Source organism: Paenibacillus sp. TAF43_2 (assembly GCF_052113545.1).
GTDB lineage: Bacteria > Bacillota > Bacilli > Paenibacillales > Paenibacillaceae > Pristimantibacillus.
Genome location: NZ_JBFRDK010000250.1, coordinates 1 through 6760 on the forward strand (window position 1 = coordinate 1; position 6760 = coordinate 6760).

General features: G+C 46.1%; 7 protein-coding genes and 1 pseudogene. 4 read left to right on the forward strand and 4 right to left on the reverse strand.

Annotated elements, in window-relative coordinates:
* Window positions 1-600: 600 nt before the first annotated feature.
* Entirely contained in the window at window positions 601-1437 is an 837-nt protein-coding gene (locus tag AB4Z17_RS30735) for a helix-turn-helix transcriptional regulator (RefSeq protein WP_076270881.1), read from the reverse strand.
* A 247-nt stretch (window positions 1438-1684) separates the two neighbouring features.
* On the opposite strand from AB4Z17_RS30735, the gene AB4Z17_RS30740 reads away from it, so the two are divergent.
* Together AB4Z17_RS30740 and AB4Z17_RS30745 are read left to right on the forward strand one after the other, a co-directional pair.
* Window positions 1685-2656, forward strand: coding sequence for a Gfo/Idh/MocA family protein (locus tag AB4Z17_RS30740; protein ID WP_441964095.1), 972 nt, complete (start codon window positions 1685-1687; stop codon window positions 2654-2656).
* 30 nt (window positions 2657-2686) lie between these two features.
* Window positions 2687-3625 carry an aldo/keto reductase gene (locus AB4Z17_RS30745; protein WP_076270879.1) on the forward strand — a complete coding sequence of 313 codons (939 nt, stop codon included), beginning with the start codon at window positions 2687-2689 and terminating at the stop codon, window positions 3623-3625.
* A 42-nt stretch (window positions 3626-3667) separates the two neighbouring features.
* Here the strand turns inward: AB4Z17_RS30745 and AB4Z17_RS30750 are convergent, their stop codons facing one another.
* Window positions 3668-4480, reverse strand: a complete 813-nt coding sequence (locus AB4Z17_RS30750; RefSeq protein ID WP_441964089.1) for a helix-turn-helix domain-containing protein — start codon at window positions 4478-4480, stop codon at window positions 3668-3670.
* Between the two features lie 134 nt (window positions 4481-4614).
* Here AB4Z17_RS30750 and AB4Z17_RS30755 point away from each other — a divergent pair, with 134 nt between their 5' ends.
* The gene (locus AB4Z17_RS30755) at window positions 4615-5424 is read left to right on the forward strand and encodes a phytanoyl-CoA dioxygenase family protein (protein WP_441913796.1); all 810 of its coding nucleotides are present in this window, start codon (window positions 4615-4617) and stop codon (window positions 5422-5424) included.
* Between the two features lie 3 nt (window positions 5425-5427).
* On the forward strand, window positions 5428-6291 hold the full coding sequence (locus AB4Z17_RS30760; RefSeq protein WP_441964091.1) for a sugar phosphate isomerase/epimerase family protein: 864 nt from the start codon (window positions 5428-5430) through the stop codon (window positions 6289-6291).
* A 114-nt stretch (window positions 6292-6405) separates the two neighbouring features.
* Here the strand turns inward: AB4Z17_RS30760 and AB4Z17_RS30765 are convergent.
* Both AB4Z17_RS30765 and AB4Z17_RS30770 read right to left on the reverse strand, forming a co-directional pair.
* A pseudogene (locus tag AB4Z17_RS30765) lies at window positions 6406-6612 on the reverse strand (transposase); the annotation flags it as partial.
* Window positions 6579-6760: hypothetical protein (locus tag AB4Z17_RS30770; RefSeq protein WP_441964093.1), on the reverse strand; the 182-nt coding region annotated here is incomplete at its 5' end. The gene AB4Z17_RS30770 and the pseudogene AB4Z17_RS30765, both read right to left, overlap by 34 nt.

The window sequence follows — 6760 nt, forward strand, 5'->3', positions numbered from 1 at the left end:
GCGCATATGCGTTCTTACAGAGCAAAAAGTAACATTCATAAGTGTCTGTAAGAACCAATAGGTTCTTACAGAGCTCGAGTACAGCCGGGTTACTCACAAAAGAGTGCATTAAGCGCATATAYGTTCTTACAGGGCAAAAAGTAACATTCATAAGTGTCTGTAAGAACCAATAGGTTCTTACAGAGCTCAAGTGCAGCCGGGTTACTCACAAAAAAATGCAATAAGCGCATATGCGTTCTTACAGAGCAAAAAGTAACATTCATATGTTTCTGTAAGAAKCAATAGGTTCTTACAGAGCTCGAGTACAGCCGGGTTACTCACAAAAGAGWGCATTAAGCGCATATGYGTTCTTACAGAGCAAAAAGTAACATTCATAAGTGTCTGTAAGAACCAATAGGTTCTTACAGAGCTCGAGWRCAGCCGGKTTACTCACAAAAGAGTGCATTAAGCGCATATGYGTTCTTACAGTGCAAAAAGTAACATTCATAAGTGTCTGTAAGAACCAATAGGTTCTTACAGAGCTCAAGTGCAGCCGGGTTACTCACAAAAGAGAGCATTAAGCGCATATGTGTTCTTACAGAGCAAAAAGTAACATTCGTATTACACCCCGTATAGCTGACGATATACCGTAGGCGTCATTCCCTCATGAGCCATAAATCTTTTGTTGAAGTAGCTGACGCTCGGATAGCCGGCATCACTAGCGATTTGTCCGATATTAACATCCTTGCGCTCCAGAAGCCATTGCTTCGCCATTTGAAGCCGGCAGCGCGTAATAAAGTCCATCGGCGTCATCTCCATCACATTTCGGAACAATTTGCAAAAATAGTAGGGGCTAACTCCTGCTTTTTCAGCCCATTGCTCGAGTATGAACGGCTCAGCCGCTTCCTGCTGCATTAAAGGGAGCAGCTTTAAGATGCGATTGCCGGACGTACTAGCTTTGCTGCCGGATATCGGCACAGCTTGCTCGATGAACACGGCGAGTATGGCATACATGAGAGCAGAAAGCTTGGTCGGATGCAGCATGCGAGACTTTTCTGCCTCGACCAGCAAATCCTCATGCACCTGTTCCCAAGCGGTTGGCTGACGGATTGTCCAGAGCTGGCTTTTGTGAAACCCTCGTTCGATCATATAGTCCTGAAGCCCGCTCCCATAAAAATGAACCCATCTTATATCCCACGGATCATCCTTGCTGCTGTAGTAATGCTGTCTCTGCAAGGGGAAATAAAGAACAGCTTCACCAGCCTCGAGGGTGTGCACCTCGCCATCCCACTCCACATAACCTTTTCCAGAAACAACGTAATGAATATTAAAGTTATTGAGCGCTCCCGCCATACGAAGCGTGTAATGATCAGGCTCATTCCAGTAATTCCCGACAGATTCAGGTAAACAGAAAAAAGGATTATTTGGCAGCGTAAGCAGATGTATTTGTCTTTGCATGTTGCTCACCTCAATGACAATATTGTTTTAACTTATAACAAAATAATATCATTTTATTTTTTGGTTATCTACTTTAAACTAGAGGCAAGCACAATGAAATCGTTTGATACTAATTTGTACCTCGCGATTTAGGTGCAGCGCTCTGAATTGATGGTGTAACTAGTTTCAGCTTGCAATCGCAATATAATAATAAAATAATGGTTGAGGTGACGATGGAGTGACGACGAAGAAACTAAAATGGGGCATCATGGGCTGCGCTGGAATTGCCAAAGGCGCAGTAATACCTGGCCTTCATCTTTCGGAATTAAATGAGGTAGCGGCTATTGCTAGCCGTGACGTGGACAAGGCAAAGAAGACAGCAGAAGAGCTGAATATCCCGACTGCTTACGGCAGTTATGAAGAATTGCTTGCTGATGCTTCTATTGACGTTATATACATTCCACTCCCAAATCATTTGCATAGAGAGTGGACGATCCGGGCTGCTGAAGCAGGAAAACATATTTTATGCGAGAAGCCGCTTGCTTTGACTGCGCATGAAGCAGCTGAAATGTCTGAAGCTGCTGCGAAAGCAGGCGTGTTATTGTCCGAAGCTTTTATGTATCGCTATCACCCTCGATACGACATGATCAAGAAAGTGATCGCAGATGGGGAAATAGGCGACATTCGCGGCATTCGCAGCGCGTTTACCTTCAACAATGCAGGACATAAAGAAAACGTGAGATACCGCAAGGAGTGGGGAGGCGGCTCGATTTACGATGTAGGCTGTTATCCAATTAATGCTGCTCGCTTGCTGCTTGGCAAAGAACCTGAAGCCGTCACAGTTCAGGCTTTGTTCTCACCAGAGCATGATCATGTCGATATGATGGCCTCTGGATTAATCGAGTTTGAAGGTGCGGTTTCACTGACGTTTGATTGCGGCATGTGGGCAGCATTCCGCAACCCGCTTGAGGTGCTGGGTACAGAGGGTATTATCGAAGTGCCTTCCGCATTTGTGACTGGCGCGCCGGGCAGCGGCAATTTCTTCGTTGATGCAAAAGGAGAGCGCCGTGAAGTTGAGGTGCCGCATGTAAACGCCTACACTTTGCAGGCCGATCATATGGCAAATGCCATTAACGGTGTATCAGAGCTTCAGTTCGGCAGCGCGGATGGGGTTAACAACATGAAAGTAATCGATGCTTGCCTGCTTTCTGCTCATGAGCATACACGAATTAAAATATAACGAAACCATAATTAAGGAGGCAAAACGACGATGGAATATATTCAAATTGAAGGTTCACCCAAGCAGGTATCTCGCTTAATGAAAGGGTCGGATTATTTCTATAACGATTCCTACGAGAAAGCAGCAACTAACCTGGACGCTTTTCTAGCAATTGGAGGCAATTCAATTGACACAGCCCATATTTATTGCGGAGGGGAAAGCGAGGAAGTGATTGGCCGCTACATGCAGGAACGCGGCAATCGGGAGCAATTGGTTATTTTGACCAAGGGCGCACATCATGATCATACGGGTTCGCGTGTGAGCAAAGAGGCCATTGCTCATGATTTGGAGATTAGCTTGAAGCGTCTCCAAACCGACTATATCGACCTTTATGCACTGCATCGGGATGATCCGGCAGTACCGGCAGCAGAGGTTATCGATATTCTTAATGAGCATGTGAAAGCAGGAACCGTTCGAGCGATTGGCGTATCCAACTGGACATGGCAGCGTATTAAGGAAGCGAATGAATACGCAGCTGCAAATGGACTTGTCGGTTTTTCATTCAGCAGTCCGAACCTTAGCCTTGCGAAAGCGAATGAACCGTTCTGGCATGGCTGCGTCTCTGCTGATGAGGAAACCTGCGCATGGCATGAGGAAGAGCAATTCCCGCTGCTTTCGTGGTCATCGCAGGCAAGAGGATTTTTCACAGGTAGATTTACTCCAGAAGTGAGAGATAATGAGGATCTTGTACGTGTATTTTATAGCGATGAGAATTGGGAGCGTCTGGCGCGTGCAAAGCAGTTGGCAGCTGAGAAAAACGTTACTGCTATCCAGATCGCGCTAGCATACGTGCTAAACCAACCGTTTCCGACTTGTGCCTTGATTGGCGCGCAATCAGCGGAAGAGCTTCATTCCTGCGATGCAGGCTCGCTCATTACGCTCACCAAGGAAGAGATGGATTGGCTAGATTTAGCCGTACAAAAGGTTTAATGATTACTTCCTAATTAAATAGATGGAACCCTAAGGACAAAGCTACTCGTTATGAGCGGCTTTGTCCTTTTTGTATGTTCTTGGGCTTACGCCATAACTTTTGCGAAACAACGCAGCAAAATGATTGTAATTGTTAAAGCCGACATCAAGCGCTGCTTCGGTTGCCGAACGGCCCATATGCTCCATGAGAAGAGCCGCTTGCTGAAGCCGCAGATGATTCAGATGCTCGACCACGCTCGTTCCAGTTTCCTGCTTGAATAGATGGGATAGCCGCGAGAGAGATAAACCAACCGACCGAGCCAACTCTTCAATGCGTATCGGCTGCTTCATATGCTGTGATAAATACTGCAGGGCAAGCTCGATGCGAGGATCCAGCCGTTTATCCAGCTGCTGCGCTATTAGCAATATCACTTGGCGCAGTGCATTCTCGCATAACATTTGCCAGAAGCTTGCCCGCTCTCTCGAATCACTCAATATATGATCGAAGGTGAGTTGTACTCTACTTCTCATATTGCCGTCTGGAATCGTGATGACGATGCTTTCATCCTTTGGCAAATAGTCAATTTCAGGTAGTTTCTGAAAATGTGCCCAATAAAAGTGCCAGCTGCTTCCCGCAATCGTCCCATACTCGTGGGGAATGCCAGCGCGCAGCAGCCCGATTTGTCCCTTGCGGCAGCGCCTCTCTCCAGCGGGTGTGCGTAAATAGCCTTCACCCTCTAAGGTATAAAAAATAAGCCAATCACTTATTCCGTTTGGCCTGCGATAACGATAGGAATCGGATTCATCAAATAGACCACTTAGAAACACACCGCCATGTGCTTCTGTTTCAGCTTCTTTTCTGTGATTTGAAAGCATGCCAAACACCTCCTTCATTTTCAAAATAGCATAATACAAGTAGTTTTCAGCAGTAATCAATCTTCCTTAAAAATAGCGAAACCACTATGATTATGTCAAGAGCAATGATTAATTCAGTGAAGGAGCGTTATGCGATGACAGAAGCATTGATTGCACTAACAGAAGAGCAGGTTAATCAATTTCGTACGGAGGGCTACATTGTGATAAAAGGCCTTTTTTCTCAGGAAGACATTCGTACCATAGAAGATACTTTCGAGGAAATAAGCCATAAAGCGGTGCCTGGCTATTTCGAGCCTGATCTGTCAGGGGAGACAGATGATCCGTTAAAGCGTTATCCGCGGGTCATGCATCCGCATCGTTTTAATGAGACGTCCAAAAAATATTTGCTTCATAAGCCGGTTATGGACGTATTAGCCGATCTTTATGGCGAAGAAGCGCTTGCAGCCCAAAGCATGTTTTATTACAAGCCGCCAGGCTCACGCGGTCAAGCGCTGCATCAGGACAATTTTTATTTGCAGGTGGAGCCAGGCAATTGTATCGCAGCTTGGACGGCGATCGATGCGGCAAATGAGGAGAACGGCAGCTTGCTTGTCGTTCCGAAGACGAGCGAGCATGAAATTAGCTGTCCTGAAATTGCGGATTCAACGGAATCGTTCACTTCCCATTTCGTTAAGCCGCCTAAGGATCACAAGGCGATGCCGGTAATTATGGATAAAGGCGACGTGCTATTTTTCAACGGGAACTTGATTCATGGGTCGTATAGAAACAAAACAAAGGATCAATTCCGCAGAGCCTTCATCTGCCATTATGCGAATGCATCAGCAACTCATATTAGCGATCATTATCGCCCTTTGTTTAGACAGGATGGCACCGCAGTAGATTTGGAAATTAATCCGGACGGAGGACCATGCGGAGTTGAATTTGATATGGCCTATCCGCACTAATTAATGATGAAAACAGAAAATAAATTGTTGGTTGAGATGTCCTGGTGGGGTATGAGCGGGTTGCAAGGAACAGCGGGGCATGCGCAAGATATGGAAGGGAAATTCAAGCTAATAGCAGAAAATGGTTTCGACGGCATTAACGCCTTTGTGCCGGCACCTGAGGAAAGCAGCTTATGGAAGGAGCTGCTCCATAAATACAATATGTCATTTAGTGTAAATGCTTATCCTTCTTCACTAAACGAGATGTCTCAGTTTTTGGAAAAAGCAGCAGCGTTCGAAAACATCGGCTACATCAATGCACAGGTGATGACGCCTTTCCTCATTGGCGATTCCGCCATTGAACTGCTATCTGGAATTGATGCACTGTCGAGGCAGGCGGGCATCCCGGTTTATGTAGAGACGCACCGAGGTACGATTACACAGGATCTCATCCGAACGCGGCAATATTTGCAGTCACTGCCGGAACTGAGGCTTACGATTGACTATTCACATTATGTCGTAGCTGGTGAGCTTCATACGATTTCGGATGAGGCGGAGCAGATGCTGCAAAGCTTGCTGCCAAACACGCATAGTATCCACACTCGTATCTCGAATGGCGAGCAAATACAGATCGACCCAGGGGAAGCAGGCAATCATCCGATGGTACCCCATTTCTCCAGATGGTGGGGCAGTGCAATGAGACACTGGCTTAATGGACAAAGAAAAGAGAATGATTCATTCCCTATCGTCGTTGAGCTGGGTCCTCCATMGTATGCGATTACGTCAGATGAGGCTGGTTCTCGGCAATCGGAGATTAGTGACCGCTGGTCGCAGTCCCTTTATTTGAAGCAACTTGTGAGGCAGCTTTGGCAAAAGGAAATCCAATAATTGAAGGGGCTGTTCCATAAGCATCAAGCTCGCTGAGGAATAGCTCGCTTTGAACGGGAGTATTGGTAGCAGTACAGGAGAGCTATTCCTGTACTGCTATTTTTCTATTCTGGTCTATGCTTGCTTCATAGGATTATGGGCAAGCGAAAGCCACCCGACCTCCAGACTTACCTTAGGTAAGCTGCGAAGCAGAAACGCCGGAATCCTTGGTTATTCTTTATCTGCCCTAAAAATACTTTCGGGTTCAATCATTCGTCTTACCGACAGCGAATATCCATCCTCACAGCTCAGTTTTTCCCTTGCTTGCTGCTTGTAGCGCATAATAACTCAGACTGACCATATCCAGCATCGGCGATGATCGTCGTATGATTGTAATGTGCGCGAACCGATAGTGGAGAGTAAATAAGTGTAAAAGTGCACCTGTTTTTAACAAACAAGATTGGAATGTTGCAAATAGGTGTACTAATAC